This window comes from Pseudomonas sp. GW821-FHT07F01 (assembly GCF_059418825.1).
In genome coordinates this window covers 371,743-393,114 of the sequence record NZ_JBWKQO010000006.1, presented here as the reverse complement: position 1 = coordinate 393,114, position 21,372 = coordinate 371,743, and the positions used below count along the sequence as shown (strand labels likewise).

Sequence of the window (21,372 nt, the reverse complement as noted above, 5' to 3'; positions counted from 1 at the left end):
TTTTCAATTCAACCACTTGCATTCCGCGCCGAACGTACGCCAGCTTTGCGGGGGCAAAAGGGAGGTCATTGTACACACCGACACAAAGCCCCACAAATTTAGCGACGATCTGTCGTAAATTCATGTCGCATTTATGAACGTTTTAAAGCGATATGCTGTGCTAGTCAAAAAGTTTTGCTTTTGACTGCCGCGACTCAAAAACTACTGTGACGCAGACACCACAAGGCACGCGGCCTGTAAGGCAGCATGCCGATGCGGAAATTTGAGGTTGCCGGGAGAGGCGGCCTGGGTAAGGCCGCCGAATCTTCAGCGAGTTGTTGCCAGTTCTTGTTGAACGCTAGCGACAGTGCGAGGCCAAGGTTTACCAGCCTGAACCTTCGCTGGCAAGGATTTGATGGCGCTGACCGCTGCATCGCGGCTTGCGAAGTTGCCGTAGGTGATCACATACAGCGGCTTGCCGTTGAGGACTTTCTTGAAGTAGCGGTATTCGCCGCCCTGTTCCTTGACGAAGTTCTGCGCGGTGGCTTCCGAGCTGGTGCCGAGGATCTGCACCACGTAGTTGCCTGGCGCCTGGCCAGCGTACCAGCTGCCACCGGCGGCCTTGGCCACGGTGACCGGCTTCTCGGCCGGCTTGGCCGGAGCAGGCTTGGCTGCCACTGGCTTCTCTGCCGGCTTGGCGGCAGGCGCAGGCTTGGCCGTGGCCACCTGGGTCGGTGCCGGGGCTGGACGCGCTGCCGGAGTCGGCGTCGGGCCAGCCGTAGCCCCAGCAGGCGGCGCGGTGGTGGTCACGGTCGGTGGAACGGCGCTGGAGCCTTCAACCGGTACCCCGTCGTCACCCTCGCTGATACCCCCTGCGGCTTCGGCCAGAGGACCGCGCATCACGGGCTGCGACTGGCCGACCAACGGCAGCGGCATTGGCTGTGACGAACCGGCGAACTCTACTGACGGGCTGCCATTGGCATTGGGTGTCGGTGTTTGCCCCAAAGGCAGTTGCGCTTGCTCATTGGCCGGAGCGCCGGTGGTTGGAGCCTTGCTGCGGCCCGGCATCAACCAGGCCGCGGCCACGGCCACCACCACGACAGCGGAGATGGCCAATACGTGTTTCTTCGGCATGTTGAACCCCATACTTGGACGCTTGACCGCAGAGCGGCTGGCGATCATTGCTTCGATCATTGCATCCCTGGCGACCTGGTTGATGTTGCCCGGCCAGCCATCGGAGCCTTCGTGAATATCACTGATCTGATCTGCGGAGAAAAGTTCGATGCCCTGCCCCGCACCTTCAAGCCGCTGGGCCAGATATTCGCGGGTTTCCTCTTCGGTATAAGGCTGCAACTCGATGACGTGGAAGCGCTCTTCCTCGGTATTGAGCTGGTCCAGTGCGGCGATCAGCGACGACTCGCCGAACAGGAACACATGGGGGCGCCCTTCCGGAGCGCCGGCCGCCAGGGCCAGCAGGGCCTCGAGGGCGGACTCGTCGAGCTGCTCGGCGTCATCCACCAGCAGATAGACTTCCTGACCGGTCAGGGCCAGCTGCACTATCTGGGCGAGGATCGCGCCGATTTCAGCCTCGGCCACGTTCAGCGCCTGGGCCACCTGGCGCAGCACGCCGGCAGCGTCGCCGGCGCCGCGGGCCGACACCACCACGCTCTGCACCGATTGCTTGTTGGTACTGGCTACCAGCGCCTGGCGCAGCAGGGTCTTGCCGCTGCCCTGAGGCCCGGTGACCACCAGCAGCAACTGGCTGTAGCGGGCCAGGTGATGCAGTTGCCCCAGCACGGGCTTGCGCTGGGCAGGAAAGAACTTGAAGCCAGGGACCCGGGGAGCGAAAGGATCGTGGCTCAACTGGTAATGGCCGAGGAAAGCCTCGTCGGCGTGCAAACTAGTCATCGGGATCTTATTAACCTTTAAGCTGAGCCAGGGCGCGGTAGTCCGCTCCCAGCGTGGCCTGTAAAACCTCTTTCGGATAATCGTCGGTCACTACGGCTTCGCCCATGCGGCGCAACAGCACCAGACGCAAACGACCGTCGATCACTTTCTTGTCAATTGCCATGTGTTCGAGAAAATCCGCTTCGCTCATTTCCTCTGGCGGGATGACCGGCAAGCCCGCGCGCTGGAACAGGCGAATACCGCGGTCACGCTCCTGGCTGGTGATCCAGCCCAGGCGCGCGGACATTTCCAGGGCCATTACGGTGCCAGCAGCCACCGCCTCACCGTGCAGCCACACACCGTACCCCATGTGGGTTTCGATGGCGTGGCCGAAGGTATGCCCCAGGTTGAGAGTGGCCCGCACTCCCGATTCACGTTCGTCGGCACCCACCACCGCGGCCTTGGCCGCACAGGAGCGCTCGATGGCGTAAGTCAGGGCCTGCTGGTCCAGGGCCCGCAGGCGGTCGACGTTCTCTTCCAGCCAGGTAAGGAAGGGCTCGTCGCAGATCAGGCCGTACTTGATCACTTCCGCCAGACCTGCCGACAGCTCGCGGCTGGGCAGGGTGTTAAGGCTGGTGGTATCGATCAGCACCACGTTCGGCTGGTAGAAGGCGCCGACCATGTTCTTGCCCAGCGGGTGGTTGATACCGGTCTTGCCACCCACCGAAGAGTCCACCTGGGACAGGAGGGTGGTAGGAATCTGGATGAAATCCACGCCCCGCTGGTAGCAGGCCGCGGCAAAGCCGGCCATATCACCGATCACGCCGCCACCGAGGGCGATGATGGTAGTGCGTCGATCGTGGCGCGCAGTAAGCAGGCCATCGAAGATCAACTGCAGGGTTTCCCAGTTCTTGTAGGCCTCGCCATCGGGCAGGACCACCGAGATCACCGAGAACTGCCCCAGGCTGCGGGTCAGACGCTCAAGGTAAAGCGGCGCGACGGTCTCATTGGAAATGATCGCCACTTGCCGCCCGGCGATATGCGGCACCAGCAGCTCGGGCTGGTCCAACAGACCTTCACCAATGTGAATCGGGTAGCTGCGCTCGCCTAGATCGACCTTAAGTGTCTGCATGTGTCCCCACAGTGAAGATGGAAGCAGGCATTGTGCCCTGCATTGACGATGGGCCTCGTCTGGTCTTCTGACGCGGCCCGATAGCTCTGCGCCACACCTTGGCGGTCTGGCGCGACGCCGAGAATAGCGCATTTCGCTCGACGCATTAACGGGGTGGCAGCTGCTGCAGGCGCTCCAGTATGTCCAGCACCACCATTCGTGGCGGCCGCTCATCGGTTTCCACCACCAGATCGGCGATTTCCCGATAAAGCGGGTCGCGGATTTCCAGCAGGTCGCGCAGGGTCTTGGCCGGATCGGCGGTGCGCAGCAGGGGACGATTGCGGTCCCGGGCGGTGCGCCCCACCTGTTGCTCGACCGAGGCGTGCAGATAGACCACTCGTCCGCCAGCGTGCAGCGCCCGACGATTGGCCTCGCGCATCACTGCACCACCGCCAGTGGCCAGGACCACGCCGTCAGTGCCACAGAGCTCGGCGATCATCGCCTGTTCGCGATCACGAAAGCCCGGTTCGCCTTCCTTATCGAAGATCCACGGGATATTCGCGCCTGTGCGCAGTTCAATTTCCTTATCGGAATCTTTGAATGGCAGGCGCAGCTCTTTGGCCAGTAAGCGACCGATGGTGCTTTTTCCAGCCCCCATCGGCCCAACAAGAATCAAATTTCGCACAGAATCAACGACTCACAGCAATCGCCTGGTTGTTCATGATACGCGGAGTGAGAAATACCAGCAGCTCGGATTTTTTCTCCGACACCACGTCACGCCGGAAAAGGCGGCCAAGATACGGCACATCGCCAAGAAATGGCACTTTATCTACAACCTTGCTCTGGGTATTCGAGAAAACCCCGCCGATGACGATGGTCGCCCCGTCGTTGACCAGTACCTTGGCATTGACCTCGTTCTTCTTGATCGGCGGTACATCCTGGACCTTGTTCAGGTAGTCCGGCTCATCCTTGGTGACCTTGACCTCCATGATGATGCGGTTGTCCGGGGTGATCTGCGGCGTCACTTCAAGCGACAGCGATGCCTCCTTGAAGGACACCGAGGTAGCGCCGCTGGAGCTCGCTTCCTGGTAGGGGATCTCGGTGCCCTTGAGGATCTTTGCGGTTTCCTTGTCGGAGGTGACCACCTTGGGCTGGGAAACGATCTCGCCGTTGCCGGTCTTCTCCATGGCGGTCAACTCCAGGTCCAGCAGCACGTTGTCGGTGATGTAGGCGATACCGATGCCCGAGGTATGGGCACTAGCCCCCAGATCGACAAAGGGCGAGTTGCTGCCGCCGCTGCCCGGAGCGCCGATGCTGCTGGAAGCGCCGGCAGCGTTCTGCACCCCGCTGGCGCTCCAGTTGCCCTGGTTCTGCACCGAGCCGCCCCAGCGCACGCCCAGGCTCTTGTCGTAGTCAACGTTGGCCTCGACGATGCGCGCTTCGATCATCACCTGGCGCACCGGAACATCCAGCTGGGCGACGATGCGCCGAAGTTCGTCGAGGCGCTCCTGGCTCTGGTAGGCAATGATGCTGTTGGTGCGCTCATCCACGGTGATCGAGCCACGCTCATCGGCTTTTTCCTCGGCGCGGGTCACCGACTGGAACAGCTTGGCGATGTCCGCTGCCTTGGCGTAGTTGACCTGCAGCAGCTCCCGACGCAACGGCGCCAGGTCCTCCAGCTGCTTCTGTGACTCCAGCTCCTGACGCTCCCGGGCGGCAATCTCATCCGCCGGAGCCACCAGCAGCACATTGCCGATCTTGCGTGAATCAAGGCCCTTGGTCCGTAGCACCAGATCCAGGGCCTGATCCCAGGGCACGTTCTGCAGGCGCAGGGTGATGCCGCCCTGCACCGTGTCGCTGGCCACCAGGTTGAGGCCCGTGAAATCGGCGATCAGTTGCAGCACCGAGCGCACCTCGATGTCCTGAAAGTTCAGCGAGAGCTTTTCCCCCTTGTAGGCAGGTCGGGCCGCAGCCGCCCTGCTGCTGGTCTCGGCCAGGGGGCGGACACTGACCGTCAGGCGGTTGTCGGTCTGGAAGGTGGAATAGTCGAAGGCACCCTTGGGCTCCAGGGTGACGGTGGTACGCCCGGCAGCCGTATCCGCAGTGATGTACTGCACCGGGGTGGCGAAATCCTTGACGTCCAGGCGAACCCGCAGCGCCTCGGGCAGTTGGGTGCGGGCGAAATCGAGGACGATCCGGCCCTCGCGCCGCTGGACATCGACAGCGATGCGCGGGTCGGACAGGTCGATCAGCACATTGCCTTCGCCCTCCTCGCCGCGCTGAAAATCCACGCCGCGTATCGACCCGGCCACTGCCTGCGGCTTTGCAGGCGCCCGAGCTGCCGTCCCCGGAGCAGCGGGCTTGGGCTCGGCGGCGCCGACCAGCGGTGCCAGCAGCGCTATCCATAGCGCTACACCGAGGGCTGAAACAGTCCTGTTCATTTTCCAGATTCCACTTAAGAGTGTTTTTTCAGCGCCAGTGTTCGCGGCCGCTCCAGCCAGGCTCCCGCTCCATCGGGAACAATTTCCACCACCTCGATCTGCGATTCGCTGATGGTCACAACCCGGCCTTCGTTGCGCCCCAGGTAGTCGCCCACCTGCAAGCGGTGGATGCCACCTGCGCCGCGCAACAGGGCAAAGCTCCCGGAGGCGTTGGACAGGGTCCCGACCATTTGCAACTGCTCGATATCGAACCCCTCCAGGTATTGCCGGGCTCGCTGCGGGTCGGGCCGGACCGCACTGGCCCCTTGCCGACGGGCCGCCAGGTCAAGCCTTTGCGGCGGCTGGAACGGACTACGCAATGCGCTGGCGTCATAGGTGAACGAGGGGTAAGACCGGATTACCGGCATTGGTTCAATCGGCCCGGGCGCTTGCAGGCGCATCTGGTTCATGTAGGCGTCCAGGTCGGCAAAGTCGTCATCGGCGCCACCACACCCCCACAGCCCGGCACAAAGGCAGCCAAGCACCGCCCAGCGCAGGCGCCTCATGAGTGCGGCTCCGGAGCGTCGTACCTGTAGGTGCGCGCCTCGATGCTCATGCGCAACAGCGCCGGATTGCCCACCGCCACAGGCTGAATGCGAAAATCATGCAAGGTGACGATGCGCGGCAGGCCGGCGACGCCACTGACGAAGCTCGCCAGGTCGTGATAGGCCCCGGTGACAGTAATCTGGATCGGCAACTCGACGTAGAACTGCCTGGCCACCTCCGGTTGCAGCCTGATTTCCTCGAAAGCCAGGCCACTGCCCAGCCCCACGCGACTGATGTCCTCCAACAGGCCGGGGACCTCGGTGTCGCTGGGCAACTGACGCAACAGCAGGTCGAAGCTGTTGCGTATGACGACCAACTGCTCCTGGTAGCGCGGCAAATTGGCTCCCTGGCGCGCCTTGCCGGCAAACTCCTGCCGGAGACGAGTTTCCTCCTGGCGCTGGCGCTCCAGTTGCTCCAGGTGCGGGCTCAGGTAAAAGCCGTAGCCCACTAGCAGAACCAGCAGCAGAAGCAGGGCCGCCACCAGACTCCTGGCCGGCCCGGGCCAGGAGCCCAGGTTGGCCAGCTCCAACTCCCGCAGATCGATACGCCGCAACTCTGCCAGCCATTGTCGGGGGGTCATTGCCGAAGCTCCCCGGTTGGTCCGGGCGTCTGCCCGACATTCAGCCGGAACAGGTTGTTCAGCCCTTGCTGGGCGTCCACCGCGTTCTTCACCTCGGTCAGGCTGGGGGCAGCAAAACCCTCGGCAGCCTGCAGATTGCGCATCAGGTCGGACACCCTGTTATTTGACTCGGCTGCACCGCTGATTCCAAGGTTCTGCCCCTGCAGATCCACCTCGGTGAAGTACACGCCATGAGGCAGGCTGCGGGCCAACTGCTGAAAAATCCGCACACTGTTGGAGCGGTTGCCCTGCAGCTCTTCGATGATGCCCATGCGTTCGAGCAACTGCTGTCGTTGCGCCTTGAGCCCCTGGATGCTGGCGATCTGCTCATCCAGGCGTGCCGTCGCCTGGCCCAGATACTGGTTGCGCAAATGCTGGCGCTCGATCACCCGGCTTATATAGGCGTCGGCCAACAGAATGACCCCGGCCCCGAGCACGACCATCATCGCCAGCATCTGCAGGAAACGCCGACGCCTCAGTTCGCGCGAGGCCTCGCGCCAGGGCAACAGGTTGATCCGCGCCATCAGTCGAACCCTCGCAGGGCCAAGCCACAGGCCAGGAGCAGGTTCGGCGCCTGTTCATTCAATACCTGGGGGTCGACTCGAGGCCCCATCGGCATGGCCCGGAAAGGATTGGCCAGCGACGTATCGATGCCTGTCTCGCCCTCCACCCGCCGCTCCAGGCCGGCCAGGCCGCTACCGTCTCCGGCCAGCAGCAGTTGCACCAGGGGCTGTTGCTGAGGCGAGGTGGCGAACTGCTGCAGGGAACGGCTGACCTGATGCAGCACCTCCTGCTCGAAGGGTTGCAGCAACTCTTCGGCGCAACCCTGTGGCAAACGGCCCTGGCTCTGCGCCAGCAATGCCTGCTCCAGTGTCAGCCCGTATCGACGCTGGAGCGCTTCCATCAGCAGCCCGCTACCGAAAAGCTGCTCACGGCTATAGATCACTCGCTGGCCGTGCAGGACGCTGAAACGGCTGAGGGCCGGGCCTATATCCAGCAACGCCACGGCGCCAGGAGTCGCCAGCGGCAGGTGCGCCGCCAGCAGCAACAGGCAGCGCTCCAGAGCCAGGGGCTGGGTATCCACCACCCGGGCTGTCAGGCCGGCCAGGCCCAATACCGTTTCCAGGGCTTCTACCCGCTCGTTGCGACAGGCCACCAGCAGCACCTGAACCCGCTGCGGATTACCGGGCACCGGCCCCTGCACTTCAAAATCCAGGGCCACGTCTTCCAGGGGATAGGGAATGTACTGGCCGGCTTCCAGCCGGACCTGCTGCTCCAGTTCGTCGGTGTGCAGGCCCGCCGGCATCTCGATCAGTTTGCTGATCACCGCCTCGCCGGCCACCGCTACCGCCGCCCCCTTGAGCCGGCTGCCCGTCTTGAGCCAGGCGCGGGACAGGGCCGTGGCCAGGGCCTCGGGGTCGGCAATGTGCTGGTCAAGCACAGTATTGGGCGCCAGGGGCTCCCTGGCGTAGGCCTCGACCCGGTACCCCTGCCCCTGGCGCCCCAGGGCCAGAAGCGTGACCGATGTCGCATTGATATCGATCCCCATAAGGGAACTCGGCTTTTTGCTGAAGAGTCCAAGCACGACCAATTCCCTATGACTATCCGTGACTTACGGACTGCTTAAGCTGCATTGCGTTCAATGGTCACGTCTTGACAGACGGGCAAATGACGCTCTCGGCGGAAAATGCTTATAATGCCCAGCGTTTTTTTTCCGCTTTTACCTGCTGCGTGGGCCGGCCCCTGATGTCCGTGAATGCCCTGACGCCTAATTCATTCCTTTCTCTGGAAATCCAAAAGCCTTGATTCGTCTGCTGAAGTTTTTCGGGTGGTCCATCGTCGCGGTGTTCTGCGGGCTCCTCCTCGCCCTCTCCGGTGCGTTTCTCTATCTTAGTCCCGGCTTGCCGTCGGTTGAGGCCCTGAGAAGCATCCAGTTGCAGATTCCCCTGCGGGTGTACAGCAGCGACGGCAAACTGATCGCTGAATTCGGTGAAATGCGCCGTACTCCCATACGTTTCGCCGACATTCCGCCCAACTTCATCAATGCGTTACTAAGTGCTGAAGACGACAACTTCGCTAACCATTACGGGGTTGACCCCAGCAGCCTGATGCGTGCCGCAACCCAGCTGGTCAAGAGCGGACACATCCAGTCCGGCGGCAGTACCATCACCATGCAAGTGGCGAAGAACTTCTTCCTGACCAGCGAGCGCAGCTTCTCGCGCAAGACCACCGAGATCCTCCTGGCTCTGCAGATCGAACGGCAGTTGACCAAGGACGAGATCCTCGAGCTGTACGTCAACAAGATCTACCTGGGCAACCGTGCCTACGGAATCGAGGCAGCGGCCCAGGTGTATTACGGCAAGTCCATCCGTGACGTGAGCCTGGCGCAGATGGCGATGATCGCCGGCCTGCCCAAGGCACCTTCGCGCTTCAACCCCCTGGCCAACCCGGCACGCAGCAAGGAACGTCGCGACTGGATCCTGGGGCGCATGTACAAGCTCGGCAAGATCACCGAAGCGGCCTACACCGAGGCAATCAACGAACCGTTGAACGCCAGCTATCACGTACCGACTCCGGAAGTGAACGCCCCGTACATCGCCGAGATGGCCCGGGCCGAAATGGTCGGCCGCTATGGCAGCGATGCCTACACCGAAGGTTTCCGGGTCACCACCACGGTGCCCAGCGATCTGCAGGAAATGGCCAACACCGCGGTCCATGAAGGCCTGATGACCTACGACCAGCGCCACGGCTATCGCGGCCCGGAATCGCGCCTGCCAGGCAAGACCCAGGCGGCCTGGGCCAGCGAACTGACCAAGCAGCGGACCATCAGCGGCCTGGAACCGGCGATCGTCACCCTGGTAGAGAAGAATGGCCTCCAGGTGCTGACCCGCAACGGCGAAGAACATGTGGCCTGGGACAGCATGAAATGGGCCCGGCCGTTCCTCAATACCAACAGCATGGGCCCGGTCCCGCGCCAACCGGCGGACGTGGCCCAGGTCGGCGACCTGATCCGCGTGCAGCGCCAGGCGGACAACTCGTTGAAGTTCAGCCAGATCCCGGTCGCCCAGGGCGCCCTGGTGACGCTGGACCCGCAGAACGGTGCGATCCGCGCCCTGGTGGGCGGCTTCGCCTTCGAGCAGAGCAACTACAACCGTGCGATGCAGGCCAAGCGCCAGCCCGGCTCCAGCTTCAAGCCGTTCATCTATAGCGCCGCCCTGGATAACGGCTACACCCCGGCCAGCCTGGTGAACGACGCACCTATCGTGTTCGTCGACGAATACCTGGACAAGGTCTGGCGCCCGAAGAACGACACCAACACCTTCCTCGGCCCGATCCGCATGCGCGAGGCGCTGTACAAGTCGCGCAACCTGGTGTCGATCCGCCTGCTGCAGAGCATGGGCGTGGACCGCACCATCGACTACATCAGCAAGTTCGGCTTCAACAAGCAGGACCTGCCGCGCAACCTGTCCCTGGCCCTGGGTACCGCAACCCTGACGCCGATGGAAATCGCCACCGGCTGGAGCACCTTTGCCAACGGCGGCTACAAGATCACCCCGTACATCATCGACAAGATCGAAAGCCGCAACGGCGAGCTGCTGTTCAGCGCCAACCCGCCAAGCGCCCCCACCGGCAATACGGCCACCAGCGGCATCGCCGCCCCTGAGCACAACTTCACGATCAACAACGTGGCCGGTGAAACCTCAGCTCCGGCAGCGACGCAAGCCCCGGCGGTTGCCGAGCGGATCATCGATGGCCGTACCACCTACATCCTCAACAGCATGCTCCAGGACGTGATCAAGCTGGGTACCGGACGCCGCGCACTGGCCTTGGGCCGTACCGACCTGGCGGGCAAGACCGGTACCACCAACGAGTCCAAGGATGCCTGGTTCTCCGGCTACAACGCCGACTACGTGACCACCGTATGGACCGGTTTCGACCAGCCGGAAAGCCTCGGGCGCCGCGAATACGGCGGCACCGTGGCACTGCCGATCTGGATGAGCTTCATGGGCGCCGCCCTCAAGGACAAGCCGCCACACACCCAGCCAGAGCCGGAAGGCATTCTCAGCCTGCGGGTAGACCCGGTCAGCGGCCGCGCCGCCACACCCGGCACGCCCAATGCCTACTTCGAACTGTTCAAGAGCGAAGACACTCCGCCCTCGGTCAATGAACTGGGCAATGGCGCCGTACCAGGCAGCCCGCTGCCGGCGGACGAAGCGGCGCCGATCGATCTGTTCTAGCGCCAGGGGAGCCGCGAACGCGGCAACCTTCGCCGGCGTGCCCGCTCCTACAGCGGGCAAGCGCCCACAAAAAAGCCCCGGCTCTCGCGAGCCGGGGCTTTTTGCATGACGCTACGAACGCTTAACCGTTGAACACATCATCCACGCTCTTGAGCGGGTAGTTCTTCGGGTACGGCAAGGTAGCCACGCCGGTCTCGATGGCGGCCTTGGCCACGGCATCGGAGATCACGGTGATCAGGCGGGCATCCATTGGCTTGGGAATGATGTACTCACGACCGAATTCCAGCTTGATGCCACCGTAGGCGTCGCACACTTCCTGAGGAACCGGCAGCTTGGCCAGGTCACGCAGGGCGTTGGCCGCGGCGATCTTCATTTCTTCGTTGATGCGCTTGGCGCGTACGTCCAGGGCACCACGGAAGATGAACGGGAAGCCCAGGACGTTGTTCACCTGGTTCGGGTAGTCCGAACGGCCGGTAGCCATGATCACGTCGTCGCGGGTGGCGTGCGCCAGTTCCGGGGCGATTTCCGGATCAGGGTTGGAGCAGGCGAACACGATCGGGTTCGGCGCCATGGATTTCAGGCCTTCAGCACTCAGCAGGTTCGGGCCGGACAGACCGACGAACACGTCGGCGCCTTGCAGGGCGTCGGCCAGGGTGCGCTTGTCGGTGGCGTGGGCGAACACCGCCTTGTACTGGTTCAGGTCATCGCGGCCGGAGTGGATCACGCCGGTACGGTCGACCATGAAGATGTTTTCGATCTGTGCACCCATGCTCACCAGCAACTTCATGCAGGAGATGGCGGCAGCACCGGCACCCAGGCAGACGATCTTGGCGTCGGCCAGGGTTTTGCCAGCGATTTCCAGGGCGTTGATCATGCCGGCGGCGGTAACGATCGCGGTGCCGTGCTGGTCATCGTGGAACACCGGAATGTCGCACTGCTCGATCAGAGCGCGCTCGATCTCAAAGCACTCGGGTGCCTTGATGTCTTCCAGGTTGATGCCACCGAAGGTGATGGAAATGCGCTTGACGGTGTCGATGAAAGCCTGCGGGCTTTCGGAGTCGACTTCGATGTCGAATACATCGATGCCGGCGAAACGCTTGAACAGCACGCCCTTGCCTTCCATCACTGGCTTGGAGGCCAGTGGGCCGAGGTTACCCAGGCCGAGAATCGCGGTGCCATCGGAAATGACGGCAACCAGGTTGCCTTTGCCGGTGTACTTGTAGGCCAGTTCCGGATCGCGAGCGATTTCGCGTACCGGCTCGGCTACGCCGGGGCTGTAGGCCAACGCCAGATCACGAGCGGTAGCAGTGGCCTTGGTGAGCTCGACACTCAGCTTTCCTGGACGAGGATTGGCATGGTATTCGAGAGCGGCAGTTTTCAAATCAGACATGTGGGCATTCCGCTTTTTGCTGTTGGACAGACGGACCGCCGAGGATACTCGTGTCGCATAGTCCCCACAAGACTGCCCAGTCACCCCTGTCAAGGCCCCTAGCGTACGACTTTGGGCCAAGAGCCGCGGGGTACAAGGCTTTCAACTGTTCACAATCCATTAAAAAAATGTCTACAATTTTTCTTTATCAGATAAGTCCGAGCATGGAAGGGTCTGTCACGGACAACATCCAGCGCGGATGTGCAGATTGCCGGCCAGGCTGACGCGAGCGATCGACAACCCAGCCCCGAGCCTCGATCCGGCGCCCTGAAAGGCCACTGAGCAGCCGGCGATCGAAGCGCCGCAGGACATTGGGTGCAATGCGCAATACAACCTGCCCCTGCAATGTGATCCAAAGACCACCGCGATTGCGCTGCACCCTGCTCACTCGCCCTTCGAACAGGGCAAAGCCCGCGCGATGGATCTGCTGCGCCTTGAGTACAGGTGAACGTCGCCAAAGCCCCAGCCCGGCTCGGCGCGCATGGTTCTCGGCAGCCTTCTGGCAGCTCGCCAGGGCGACGTTTGGCAGCACGGCAATCCGATAGGCCAAGCCTTCCGCGATCAACCGGGCTTCGAAGTTGATACCAGTGACGCCATAGACATGGGCCAGGACACGACCGTAGCGATCCTGCCTTTCACGCCCCGGCAGCAGGCCGACCCGCCCACCACTCTGTGCCACCAGTTGTCGCAGGCGCTGCCGCGCCGCCTCGGCGAAGGGCTCGGCAGGGCGCCCCTTGCCCGCCAGCTCCGGGGCATTGAGGCCGATCATGCGCAACCTGCGGCCATCCTTGAGGTGCAGGGTGTCGCCGTCCACCACCCGGAGCACCGTTGCCGGCAACAGCCCCTTGGGCGCCGGGCAAAACGCCTCGGCCGCTGTCAGCCAAATCGCGCCCACAAAAAAGGCGCCCACTAGGGACGCCTTTTTCATCAGCGAGGAAAGTCGGTATCGGCTTTCCAGAACGATCAGCCTCAGGCCTTCTTCGTTGCGCCGAAAGCACCGAAGCGCGACTTGAACTTGTCGACACGACCGCCAACGTCCAGAGTCTTTTGCTTGCCGGTGTAGAACGGGTGGCACTCGTTGCACACGTCCAGGCTCAGAGGCTTGGCCAGGGTGGAGCGAGTTTCGATGACGTTACCGCAGCTGCAGGTAGCGGTAATGGCTTCGTATACTGGATGGATATCGGCTTTCATGGTGTATTCCTCAGGCTAGCGTGCCGCCACCCAACACTATTGTTGAATACCGCACGAATTAGGGCGCGAATTCTACCAGACCGCGTCAAACGCGCAAGCGATCCTGAGTGCAGCCCATCAGAAAAAGCCGGTGCAACCTTGACAGCCCAGGCTTTGCCACCCCCTGAACTTAAAAACCGGCTCCATGCCCGGGCAGACCCCGCAGGTACAGGGGCCACGCACGCTTATACAGGACACTCCACCGCTGCTCTGTTAGGCTCCGGGGCCTATTTACCCTCTGCTCAACGAGATTGTCCCGCGTGCCCGACGCCATCCTGCGCCTCGCCCTGCCCTCGCCCCTGCGCCGCCTGTTCGACTACCGTGCTCCGGCCGGGGTGCTGCGTGCCCAGTTGCACCCCGGCATGCGCCTGCGGGTGCCATTCGGCCGCCGGGAAATGATCGGCATCCTGGTGGAGGTGGCGGATCACAGCGAGGTCCCGGCGGAAAAACTCAAGCCGGCCCTGGCCCTGCTGGATCCAACGCCTCCGCTACCGCCGGCCCTGTTCAAGCTGTGCCTGTGGACCGCCCAGTACTACCAGCACAGCCTGGGAGACACCCTGAGCTGGGCATTGCCAGTGCTGTTGCGCCAGGGCGAGCTGGCCGAGGCCCGCCAGGAACGCTTCTGGTCGATCGCCCCCGGGGCCCGGCTCGACGACCCGCGCATCGCTCGCGCCCCACGCCAGCGCGAAGCCCTGGCAACCCTGGCCCAGCACCCACACGGCGTGCCCCATACCCTGCTGAGCAAGTTGATGCTGAGCAAGGACAGCCTCGACCTGCTGCTGGCCAAGGACCTGGTGCAGGTGGAGGTGCGCAAGCACGCGCCGGGCGTGCGCCACGAACACTGGCTGGCCCAGCCCGAACTGCCGCTCAACAGCGAGCAGCGCGCCGCCTATGAAGCCATCCGCGCCGGGTTCGACAGCTATCACGCGTTTCTCCTGGCCGGGGTCACCGGCAGCGGCAAGACCGAGGTCTACCTGCAACTGATCCGCGAAACCCTGGAAGCCGGCAAGCAGGCCCTGGTGCTGATTCCGGAGATCAACCTCGGCCCGCAGACCCTGGCGCGCTTCGAGCAACGCTTCAACGCCCGCATCGCCCTGCTGCACTCGGCGGTCAATGACCGCGAACGCCTGGACGCCTGGCTGGCTGCCCGGGACGGCGAGGCCGACATCATCATCGGCACCCGCTCGGCCCTGTTCACGCCGATGAAGAACCCTGGCCTGATCATCATCGACGAGGAGCACGACGGGTCCTATAAACAGCAGGAAGGCCTGCGTTACCACGCCCGCGACCTGGCTTTGGTGCGTGCGCGCCAGGAAAACATTCCCATCGTCCTGGGCTCGGCCACGCCGTCCCTGGAAAGCCTGCACAACGCCTACACCGGCCGCTACGGCCTGCTGCGCCTGAACGAGCGGGCCGGCGGCGCCAAGCAGCCGCGTTTCCTGCGCCTGGACGTGAAGAGCCGCCCGCTGGACAGCGGCATTTCCGGCCCCATGCAGCAAGCCATCGGCCAGACCCTGGCCGCCGGCCAGCAGGTCCTGGTGTTCCTCAACCGCCGCGGCTTCGCCCCGACCCTGCTCTGCCACGACTGCGGCTGGATGTCCGAGTGCCAGCGCTGCGACGCACGCATGACCGTGCACCAGCGTTCCGGCGAACTGCGCTGCCATCATTGCGGCCATGTGGAGCGGGTTCCGCGCCATTGTCCGCAATGCGGCAAGGTCGACCTGCGCCCCGTGGGCGCCGGCACCGAGCGGGCGGAAGAGCGCCTGGGCATCTTGTTTCCCGACTACCCGGTGCTGCGGGTGGACCGCGACAGCACCTCGCGCAAGGATGCAATGAACCAGCTGTTCGCCACTATCCAGAAAGGCCAGCCGTGCATCCTCGTGGGCACCCAGATGCTGGCCAAGGGTCATCACTTTCCCCGGGTGACCCTGGTGTCGATCCTCGATGCCGATGGCGGCCTGTTCTCCGGCGACTTCCGCGCCAGCGAGCGCATGGCGCAACTGATCGTCCAGGTCGCCGGGCGGGCTGGCCGGGCCGAAGAGCCGGGCAAGGTGATCATCCAGACCCACCTCGCCGACCACCCGTTGCTGGTGCAGTTGACCGAGCAGGGCTACTTCGCCTTCGCCGAACAGGCCCTGAGCGAGCGCCGCGCCGCCGGCCTGCCACCTTTCGCCCACCTGGCGCTGCTGCGGGCCGAAGCCCACAAACCGGGCCAGGCCGAGGCGTTCCTCGATGAAGCCTGCAGCGAGGCCGAGCGCCTGCTGGCGGAACAGAACCTGGGGGGCATCGAACTATTGGGCCCGGTGCCGGCTCCGATGGAGCGGCGCGCCGGACGTTATCGCGCGCAATTGCTGCTGCAGGCCAATGCCCGAGCGCCCTTGCATCGTTTGCTCAGCAGTTGGCTGCTGGTGCTGGAACAGATGCCCAGCGGGCGGCAGGTCCGCTGGTCGCTGGATGTGGATCCCGTGGATCTGTATTGATCGAGGTCGTGCTTTCGCGGGCAAGCCCGCTCCTACAATGGGCAGCATCAAACCCGCAAGAGCCGGCTCGCCGGCGAAGGCAATCGAATGCCGCCATCGATCCCCAAGCAGTCCTCTATAGTTGGCAAGCCCGTTCCAGCAACGGATAATGCCCAGTTTTTCCACCTGCGCACCGAAGCGCCGCCGCACCAGCGGTCGAAAGAGAAGACCATGAAAGACACCATTCGCCAGCTCATCCAGCAAGCCATCACCCAACTCGTCACCGAAGGTGTGTTGCCAGAAGGCCTGACGCCGGCGATCCAGGTCGAAAACACCCGCGACAAGACCCACGGCGACTTCGCCAGCAACATCGCCATGATGCTGGCCAAGCCAGCCGGCATGAAGCCGCGCGACCTGGCGGAGAAAATCATCGCCGCCCTGCCGGCCCATGAAGACCTGAGCAAGGCGGAAATCGCCGGCCCCGGCTTCATCAACTTCTTCCAGAACACCCAGGCCCTGGCCGCGCGCCTGGACGCCGCTCTTGGCGACGACCACCTGGGCGTACGCAAGGCCGGCCCGGCGCAGCGCACCGTGATCGACATGTCGGCGCCCAACCTGGCCAAGGAAATGCACGTTGGCCACCTGCGCTCCACCATCATTGGCGACGGCGTGGCCCGGGTCCTGGAGTTCCTCGGCGACACCGTGATCCGCCAGAACCACGTGGGCGACTGGGGCACCCAGTTCGGCATGCTGATGGCCTACCTGGAAGAAAACCCCATCACCAGTGACGAGCTGTCGGACCTGGAGAACTTCTACCGCGCCGCCAAGCAGCGCTTCGACGAGTCCGAAGCCTTCGCCGACCGCGCCCGCGGCCTGGTGGTCAAGCTGCAGGCCGGCGACCCGGACTGCCTGGAGCTGTGGACCAAGTTCAAGGACATCTCCCTGTCCCACTGCCAGAAGATCTACGAGCTGCTCAACGTCAAGCTGACCATGGCCGACGTGATGGGCGAGAGCGCCTATAACGACGACCTGATCAACGTGGTCAACGACCTCAAGGCCCAGGGCCTGCTGGTGGAGAGCAACGGCGCCCAGTGCGTGTTCCTCGACGAGTTCAAGAACGCCGAAGGCGAGCCGCTGCCGGTGATCATCGTCAAGGCTGACGGCGGCTACCTGTACGCCACCACCGACCTGGCGGCCGTGCGCTACCGCAGTGGCAAGCTCAAGGCCGATCGCGCCCTGTACTTCGTCGACCAGCGCCAGGCCCTGCACTTCCAGCAAGTGTTCGCCGTGGCCCGCAAGGCCGGTTTCGTGACCCATCCGATGGAAATGGAGCACATGGGCTTCGGCACCATGAACGGCGCCGATGGCCGTCCGTTCAAGACCCGCGACGGCGGCACCGTGAAGCTCATCGACCTGCTGACCGAAGCCGAAGAACGTGCCTACGCCCTGGTGAAGGAAAAGAACCCGCAACTGCCGGAAGCCGACCTGCGCAGCATCGCCAAGGTGGTGGGCATCGACTCGGTGAAGTACGCCGACCTGTCCAAGCACCGCACCAGCGACTACAGCTTCAACTTCGACCTGATGCTCAACTTCGAAGGCAACACCGCGCCGTACCTGCTGTACGCCTACACCCGCGCCGCCGGTGTGTTCCGCAAGCTGGGCAAGGACTTCAGCGAAGTCGGCGGGCAGATCGAACTGCACGCGGCCCAGGAACTGGAGCTGGCGGCCAAGCTGGCGCAGTTCGGCGAGATTCTCAACAACGTCGCCGAGAAGGGCACGCCACACATCCTCTGCACCTACCTGTACGACGTGGCCGGGCTGTTCTCCAGCTTCTATGAAAACTGCCCGATCCTGGCAGCCGAGACGCCGACCCAGATGCACAGCCGTCTGCGCCTCACCGAGCTGACCCGGCGCACCCTCAAGCAAGGTCTGGAACTGCTGGGCCTCAAAGTCCTGGAGCAAATGTAAGTTGGCTGCCAAGAAAAAACCTGCACCCAAGCGTGGCGCCAGCCGTTACCAGGCCCCGGCCAAGAAGCCGATTCCGGGCTGGTTGTGGCTGGCCATCGGCCTGACCATCGGTGCCTTCATCGTGTTCCTGATGAAGCTCGAGCCCGGCAAGGGCGGCGACAGCGTCAAGCGCGAGAAGATCGAACAGCAGAAAGCCACCAAGATCGCCGAGGCCAACAAGACCCCGCCGAGCCCCCAGCAACCGGTGAAGCCGAAATACGACTTCTACACCCTGTTGCCGGAATCGGAGGTCATCGTGCCGCCGGAAGCGGTGCCGGAAAAAACCCTGCCGACGCCACAGGTGCCACCAGTGCCGACCACCCCGGTAACCCCGGCGGAAGCGGCCAAGATCGACACCGCCCGTGCCCAGGCAGCCCTGGCCGGGATCACCCCGCCACCAGCGCCACCCGTGGCCAAGGCGGCGCCGGTGACCAAGTTCTTCCTCCAGGCCGGTTCGTTCCGCAAGGAAGCCGATGCCGACAAGGTCCGGGCGCAGATCATCCTGCTGGGCCAGTCGGTCTCGGTGGAATCCGGCACGGTGAAGGATGAAACCTGGTACCGGGTATTGGTAGGCCCGTTCAGCAACCGCGAACAGCTGACCGTGGCGCAGAAGCAACTGGCCGGCGCCGGCTTCAGCAACCTGCTGTTACAACAGCGCCAGAGCCGCTAAGCCGACCGCTACGCGATTGATCGCGGGCAAGCCCACTCCTACATGGCCCCCCGTAGGAGCGGGCCTGCCCGCGAAGCGCTTGCAGCATGCAACAATGACCGCCGGTCCCTCGCTGCAGCCTCCGGTTGAAAAACGCCCGACCACCCCCATATGAGTTTCCATCAGGGCACTTTCGCCCCGCTGTGTGGAGACTCCCCCCTTGACCACCATCGTTTCAGTCCGCCGCCACGGCAAAGTCGTCATGGGCGGCGACGGCCAGGTTTCTCTCGGCAACACCGTGATGAAAGGCAACGCGAAAAAAGTCCGCCGCCTCTATCACGGCCAGGTCATCGCCGGCTTTGCCGGGGCCACCGCCGACGCCTTCACCCTGTTCGAGCGCTTTGAAGGCCAACTGGAGAAACACCAGGGCCATCTGGTCCGTGCCGCCGTAGAGCTGGCCAAGGAATGGCGCACCGATCGCTCCCTGAGCCGCCTGGAAGCCATGCTGGCCGTGGCCAACAAGGATGCGTCCTTGATCATCACCGGCAATGGCGACGTGGTTGAACCCGAGGACGGGCTGATCGCCATGGGCTCCGGTGGCGCCTACGCCCAGGCCGCTGCCAGCGCCCTGCTGAAAAAGACCGACCTGTCGGCCCGTGAAATCGTCGAGACCGCACTCGGCATCGCCGGCGACATCTGTGTATTCACCAACCACACTCAAACCATCGAGGAGCAGGATCTCGCGGAATAAGCCTGTTGCGGCGCTTGCGCCACGGCATTCATTCTTGCTTGAGGACCGCCAACTACTATGTCCATGACACCCCGCGAAATCGTCCACGAACTCAATCGCCATATCATCGGCCAGGACGATGCCAAGCGCGCCGTCGCTATCGCCCTGCGCAACCGCTGGCGCCGCATGCAACTGCCGGCCGAGCTGCGCGTTGAAGTGACCCCCAAGAACATCCTGATGATCGGCCCGACCGGCGTCGGCAAGACCGAGATCGCCCGCCGCCTGGCCAAGCTGGCCAATGCGCCCTTCATCAAGGTCGAGGCCACCAAGTTCACCGAAGTCGGCTATGTGGGCCGCGACGTTGAATCCATCATCCGCGACCTGGCCGACGCGGCGATCAAGATGTTCCGCGAACAGGAAATGATCCGGGTTCGCCATCGCGCCGAAGACGCCGCCGAAGAACGCATCCTCGATGCCCTGCTGCCCCAGGCACGCACCGGTTTCAACAGCGACGAAGCGGCTCCGGCCCAGGACTCCAACACCCGCCAGCTGTTCCGCAAGCGCCTGCGCGAAGGCCAGCTGGATGACAAGGAAATCGAGATCGAAGTGGCGGAAGCTGCAGGCGTCGACATTTCCGCGCCACCGGGCATGGAAGAAATGACCAACCAGCTGCAGAGCCTGTTCGCCAACATGGGCAAGGGCAAGCGCAAGAACCGCAAGCTCAAGGTCAAGGAAGCGCTGAAACTGGTACGCGACGAAGAAGCCAGCCGCCTGGTCAACGACGAAGAACTCAAGGCCAAGGCCCTGGAAGCCGTCGAGCAGCACGGCATCGTGTTCATCGACGAGATCGACAAGGTGGCCAAGCGCGGCAACGCCGGCGGTGTGGACGTCTCCCGCGAGGGCGTGCAGCGTGACCTGCTGCCGCTGATCGAAGGCTGCACCGTCAACACCAAGCTGGGCATGGTCAAGACCGACCACATCCTGTTCATCGCCTCCGGTGCCTTCCACCTGAGCAAGCCCAGCGACCTGGTACCGGAGCTGCAAGGCCGTCTGCCGATCCGCGTGGAACTCAAGGCGCTGTCGCCGCAAGACTTCGAGCGCATCCTCAGCGAGCCGCACGCTTCGCTGACCGAGCAATATCGCGAGCTGCTGAAGACCGAAGGCCTGAACATCGAGTTCCTGCCCGAAGGCATCAAGCGCCTGGCGGAAATCGCCTGGCAGGTCAACGAGAAGACCGAGAACATCGGTGCCCGTCGCCTGCATACCCTGCTCGAGCGCCTGCTGGAAGAGGTGTCGTTCAGTGCCGGTGACCTGGCCAGCGCCCACAGCGAAGAGCCGATCCGCATCGACGCCGCCTACGTCAACAGCCACCTGGGCGAATTGGCGCAGAACGAAGACCTTTCCCGTTATATCCTGTAAACCTTCGCCACCCATGCAGGGACTGGCTTGCCAGCGATAGGGCCTCCCCCGATCGCCGGCAAGCCGGCTCCTGCCGGAAGGACTACAGGTCATGAGCAAACTTCCCACCGGTATCAACCTGCACAAAGCCTCGAAAACCCTGACCCTGACTTACGGGCCGGACGAGGTCTATCACCTGCCTGCAGAACTCCTGCGGGTGCATTCTCCCTCCGCCGAGGTCCAGGGCCACGGCAAACCCATCCTGCAATTCGGCAAGCTCGGCGTCGGCCTGACCAAGGTTGAACCGGCGGGCCAGTACGCACTGAAATTGACCTTCGACGACGGTCATGACAGCGGATTGTTCACCTGGGACTACCTCTACCAACTGGCGCTGCGCCAGGACGAGCTGTGGAACGACTACCTGGCGGAGCTCAAGGCTGCCGGAAAATCCCGCGATCCGAACGAGTCCATCGTCAAGCTGATGCTCTAGCTCAAGGCTCCGATGGTTTAGAGGGCATTTTCTAATTTCATCTGTTTGAATGCTTGGCTGTATGGCCAATGAATGGCCTGCTTGCGGAAAAAATTAAACTCGGGTAACCAATGGAGCTGG

17 protein-coding genes and 1 pseudogene are annotated in these 21,372 nt (G+C 63.3%); 7 read left to right on the top strand and 11 right to left on the bottom strand.

Features of this window, described 5'->3' with window-relative positions:
* Positions 1 to 306: 306 nt before the first annotated feature.
* From AC07R1_RS23620 to pilM, 8 genes and pseudogenes are all read right to left on the bottom strand, one after another.
* The gene (locus tag AC07R1_RS23620) at positions 307 to 1,887 is read right to left on the bottom strand and encodes an AAA family ATPase (protein ID WP_283991932.1); all 1,581 of its coding nucleotides are present in this window, start codon (positions 1,885 to 1,887) and stop codon (positions 307 to 309) included.
* 10 nt (positions 1,888 to 1,897) lie between these two features.
* Complete coding sequence (gene aroB, locus AC07R1_RS23615) at positions 1,898 to 2,998, bottom strand: 3-dehydroquinate synthase (RefSeq protein ID WP_011058825.1); 1,101 nt, start codon at positions 2,996 to 2,998, stop codon at positions 1,898 to 1,900.
* Between the two features lie 145 nt (positions 2,999 to 3,143).
* Positions 3,144 to 3,662, bottom strand: a complete 519-nt coding sequence (aroK, locus tag AC07R1_RS23610) for a shikimate kinase AroK (protein WP_011058824.1) — start codon at positions 3,660 to 3,662, stop codon at positions 3,144 to 3,146.
* A gap of 4 nt (positions 3,663 to 3,666) precedes the next feature.
* A pseudogene (locus tag AC07R1_RS23605) lies at positions 3,667 to 5,322 on the bottom strand (type IV pilus secretin PilQ); the annotation flags it as partial.
* 110 nt (positions 5,323 to 5,432) lie between these two features.
* Complete coding sequence (locus AC07R1_RS23600; protein ID WP_011058822.1) at positions 5,433 to 5,963, bottom strand: pilus assembly protein PilP; 531 nt, start codon at positions 5,961 to 5,963, stop codon at positions 5,433 to 5,435.
* A complete protein-coding gene (locus tag AC07R1_RS23595; protein ID WP_183000669.1) occupies positions 5,960 to 6,583 on the bottom strand; it encodes a type IV pilus inner membrane component PilO in 624 nt (207 codons plus the stop codon). The genes AC07R1_RS23600 and AC07R1_RS23595 overlap by 4 nt, the downstream gene beginning before the upstream one ends.
* Positions 6,580 to 7,146: a PilN domain-containing protein gene (locus AC07R1_RS23590; RefSeq protein WP_404674053.1), complete on the bottom strand. Its 567-nt coding sequence runs from the start codon at positions 7,144 to 7,146 to the stop codon at positions 6,580 to 6,582. Before AC07R1_RS23590 ends, AC07R1_RS23595 begins: the two co-directional genes overlap by 4 nt.
* Positions 7,146 to 8,207: a type IV pilus assembly protein PilM gene (gene pilM / locus AC07R1_RS23585; protein WP_495110981.1), complete on the bottom strand. Its 1,062-nt coding sequence runs from the start codon at positions 8,205 to 8,207 to the stop codon at positions 7,146 to 7,148. Before pilM ends, AC07R1_RS23590 begins: the two co-directional genes overlap by 1 nt.
* Before the next feature lie 220 nt (positions 8,208 to 8,427).
* Between pilM and AC07R1_RS23580 the strand changes: the two genes are divergently transcribed.
* A complete protein-coding gene (locus tag AC07R1_RS23580; RefSeq protein ID WP_373365351.1) occupies positions 8,428 to 10,860 on the top strand; it encodes a penicillin-binding protein 1A in 2,433 nt (810 codons plus the stop codon).
* 121 nt (positions 10,861 to 10,981) lie between these two features.
* Here the strand turns inward: AC07R1_RS23580 and AC07R1_RS23575 are convergent, their stop codons facing one another.
* From AC07R1_RS23575 to rpmE, 3 genes are all read right to left on the bottom strand, one after another.
* Positions 10,982 to 12,250: a malic enzyme-like NAD(P)-binding protein gene (locus tag AC07R1_RS23575; protein ID WP_011058817.1), complete on the bottom strand. Its 1,269-nt coding sequence runs from the start codon at positions 12,248 to 12,250 to the stop codon at positions 10,982 to 10,984.
* A 187-nt stretch (positions 12,251 to 12,437) separates the two neighbouring features.
* Positions 12,438 to 13,217 (bottom strand): thermonuclease family protein, encoded by a 780-nt coding sequence (locus tag AC07R1_RS23570; protein WP_011058816.1) that lies wholly within the window; start codon positions 13,215 to 13,217, stop codon positions 12,438 to 12,440.
* A 41-nt stretch (positions 13,218 to 13,258) separates the two neighbouring features.
* A complete protein-coding gene (gene rpmE, locus AC07R1_RS23565; protein WP_011058815.1) occupies positions 13,259 to 13,480 on the bottom strand; it encodes a 50S ribosomal protein L31 in 222 nt (73 codons plus the stop codon).
* A 299-nt stretch (positions 13,481 to 13,779) separates the two neighbouring features.
* Here rpmE and AC07R1_RS23560 point away from each other — a divergent pair, with 299 nt between their 5' ends.
* From AC07R1_RS23560 to AC07R1_RS23535, 6 genes are all read left to right on the top strand, one after another.
* On the top strand, positions 13,780 to 15,999 hold the full coding sequence (locus AC07R1_RS23560) for a primosomal protein N' (RefSeq protein WP_495110980.1): 2,220 nt from the start codon (positions 13,780 to 13,782) through the stop codon (positions 15,997 to 15,999).
* A 210-nt stretch (positions 16,000 to 16,209) separates the two neighbouring features.
* Positions 16,210 to 17,946 carry an arginine--tRNA ligase gene (argS, locus tag AC07R1_RS23555; protein ID WP_011058813.1) on the top strand — a complete coding sequence of 579 codons (1,737 nt, stop codon included), beginning with the start codon at positions 16,210 to 16,212 and terminating at the stop codon, positions 17,944 to 17,946.
* A gap of 1 nt (position 17,947) precedes the next feature.
* Positions 17,948 to 18,655: an SPOR domain-containing protein gene (locus AC07R1_RS23550; RefSeq protein WP_011058812.1), complete on the top strand. Its 708-nt coding sequence runs from the start codon at positions 17,948 to 17,950 to the stop codon at positions 18,653 to 18,655.
* Between the two features lie 199 nt (positions 18,656 to 18,854).
* A complete protein-coding gene (hslV, locus tag AC07R1_RS23545; RefSeq protein WP_003186641.1) occupies positions 18,855 to 19,385 on the top strand; it encodes an ATP-dependent protease subunit HslV in 531 nt (176 codons plus the stop codon).
* Positions 19,386 to 19,442: 57 nt separating this feature from the next.
* A complete protein-coding gene (hslU, locus tag AC07R1_RS23540) occupies positions 19,443 to 20,783 on the top strand; it encodes an ATP-dependent protease ATPase subunit HslU (RefSeq protein ID WP_019095182.1) in 1,341 nt (446 codons plus the stop codon).
* A 91-nt stretch (positions 20,784 to 20,874) separates the two neighbouring features.
* Complete coding sequence (locus AC07R1_RS23535) at positions 20,875 to 21,252, top strand: gamma-butyrobetaine hydroxylase family protein (protein WP_011058810.1); 378 nt, start codon at positions 20,875 to 20,877, stop codon at positions 21,250 to 21,252.
* Positions 21,253 to 21,372 lie beyond the last annotated feature (120 nt).